General features: G+C 67.4%; 4 protein-coding genes. 3 read left to right on the top strand and 1 reads right to left on the bottom strand.

Going from position 1 to position 2,191, the window contains the following annotated elements; all coding sequences use genetic code 11:
- On the top strand, positions 1-525 hold a 525-nt coding region (locus AC1DU6_RS28530; RefSeq protein WP_477861249.1), incomplete at its 5' end, for a methyl-accepting chemotaxis protein.
- On the opposite strand, the gene AC1DU6_RS28525 is transcribed toward AC1DU6_RS28530, so the two are convergent.
- Positions 506-895 carry a hypothetical protein gene (locus AC1DU6_RS28525; protein ID WP_477861247.1) on the bottom strand — a complete coding sequence of 130 codons (390 nt, stop codon included), beginning with the start codon at positions 893-895 and terminating at the stop codon, positions 506-508. The genes AC1DU6_RS28530 and AC1DU6_RS28525 overlap by 20 nt on opposite strands.
- 220 nt (positions 896-1,115) lie before the next feature.
- On the opposite strand from AC1DU6_RS28525, the gene AC1DU6_RS28520 reads away from it, so the two are divergent.
- Together AC1DU6_RS28520 and AC1DU6_RS28515 are read left to right on the top strand one after the other, a co-directional pair.
- Positions 1,116-1,928 (top strand): TIGR00266 family protein, encoded by an 813-nt coding sequence (locus AC1DU6_RS28520; protein WP_056198399.1) that lies wholly within the window; start codon positions 1,116-1,118, stop codon positions 1,926-1,928.
- 100 nt (positions 1,929-2,028) lie between these two features.
- Positions 2,029-2,191: YVTN family beta-propeller repeat protein (locus AC1DU6_RS28515; protein ID WP_477861251.1), on the top strand; the 163-nt coding region annotated here is incomplete at its 3' end.

The raw sequence follows: 2,191 nt of genomic DNA, 5'->3' as shown, positions 1-2,191 counted from the left end.
GCGGTGAACTCCATGGAGGAGATCACCGCGAGCTCGCGCAAGATCGGCGACATCATCCAGGTCATCGACTCCATCGCCTTCCAGACCAACATCCTGGCGCTGAACGCCGCCGTCGAGGCCGCCCGCGCGGGCGAGCAGGGCCGCGGCTTCGCGGTTGTGGCGAGCGAGGTGCGCTCGCTGGCCCAGCGGTCGGCCGAAGCGGCGAAAGAGATCAAGACGCTGATCAATTCCTCCATCGAGACCGTCCACCAGGGCGAGGCCTATGTGGCCCAGGCTGGTGGCTCCATGGGCGAGATCGTGCAGGCCATCCACCGCGTGGCCGCCATCGTGGGCGACATCAGCAGCCAGTCTTCCTCCCAGGCCGACCAGGTCCGCCAGCTCGCGGCTGCCATTCGCGAGGTGGATTCGACGACGCAGCAGAACGCCGCCCTCGTCGAGGAGACGGCGGCTTCGGCGTCGATGCTGGAAGACCGTGCCGGTCAGCTGCGCGAGGCGGCGGCGAGGTTCAGGACAGCGATGGCTTGACCGGGATCCGGCGTCGCTGCCAGTGGTCCACTGCGTCCACGGCTGCTTCCCAGGCGCGGCGGTCGTAGGTGACAGCGGCGAAGAGGTTGTCCGCGCTGGGTTGCTGGCGGACTGCGGTGAGGGCGAGCCGCTCCAGCGGCTCACGCGCCGCCGCGACGCAGCCCGCCAGATCGGCGAATCCCGCGCCGACCCTGTGAAACAGCACCGCGCGGCGCAACTCGGTGGCCTTCAACGAAGGTGACTCGAGCACCCTCAGGAAGATTCGCGCCTGGCCTTCGCCCCGCAATTCGACGCAGAACTCCCTGCGCCAGCCGGTCAAGGCCTGCTCCGCCGTCAACTCGGGCTGGAGGTCATCGATCTGTAGTGTCATCGGCTGCAGTCTGGGGCATCGGGCGGGCGCGCAAGGCGTTCATGTATCTCGATGCTTCCTTGCGGCGCTGGCCGATGCACAGGGACACAAATTGGCGGCCCGTCATCCGGCGCCACGGCAACGGCTTGCCGGGCCCGAAATCCCTGACGCCGCCGCACGGCGCCGACACCCGCATGTCGCCCTATCATCCAGGCCGTTTTTTTATCGCCGGGAGGGCCACATGGCCATGGATGTTGTCGACTATGAGATCAAGGGTGCCGAGATGCAGTTCGTCGAGATCGAGCTCGATCCCGGCGAGGCGGCCATCGGCGAGGCGGGCTCGATGTTCTTCATGGACTCCGCCATTGGCATGGACGCCGTTTTTGGCGACGGCTCGGCCAACCAGGGTGGCTTCCTCGGCAAGCTGCTGGGCGCGGGAAAAAGGCTGCTGACGGGCGAGTCGCTGTTCACGACCATTTACACCAACAACGGCGCCGGCAAGCAGCGCGTGGCTTTCGCGGCGCCCTATCCGGGCAAGATCATCCCCATGGATCTGTCGGCGCTGGGCGGCACGCTGATCTGCCAGAAGGACGCCTTCCTGTGCGCGGCGCGCGGCGTGTCCCTGGGCATCGCCTTCCAGCAGAAGCTGTCCGCCGGCTTCTTTGGTGGCGAGGGCTTCATCATGGAGCGACTGGAGGGCGACGGCCTGGCCTTCGTGCACGCCGGCGGCACCATCGTCCGGCGCAGCCTGCAGCCGGGCCAGACCCTGCTGGTGGACACGGGCTGCGTCGTCGCCTACACGCCCAACGTCAATTTCGAGATCCAGTACGTCGGCAAGATCAAGACGGCGCTGTTCGGCGGTGAGGGCCTGTTCCTGGCCAAGCTGACCGGCCCGGGCGAGGTCTGGCTGCAGAGCCTGCCTTTCTCGCGCCTGGCTTCGCGCATCTTTGCGGCGGCGCCGCAGATGGGCGGCCACAAGGAAGAGGGCTCGGTTCTCGGTGGTTTTGCCGGCGGCGGACTGCTGGGAAGCATCCTCGGCGGCGACGACGAGTAAGCGCCCCGGTAAACTGGCGCGTTGTGGAGGGCGGCGGCTGCCGCCCTTTTTGCTTTTAAGGACTCCTGGAATGTTTCGTCGCAGCGCGTTCGCGCTCCTGATGGTCCTGGCCGGCCTGGCCCAGGCCAATGCCCAGGGCAATGCCCAGGCCAATGGCCGCCCCCCGGTCTTCGTGCTGAACTCGCTGGACGCCGACATCTCCGTCGTCGACCCGGCCAGCTTCACCGTCATCAAGCGCATCCCGACCGGCAAGGAGCCCCACC

Source organism: Roseateles sp. P5_B10 (assembly GCF_056400485.1).
Note: the sequence above shows the minus strand (reverse complement) of the source record. Positions and strands in the feature narration are given on the sequence as shown.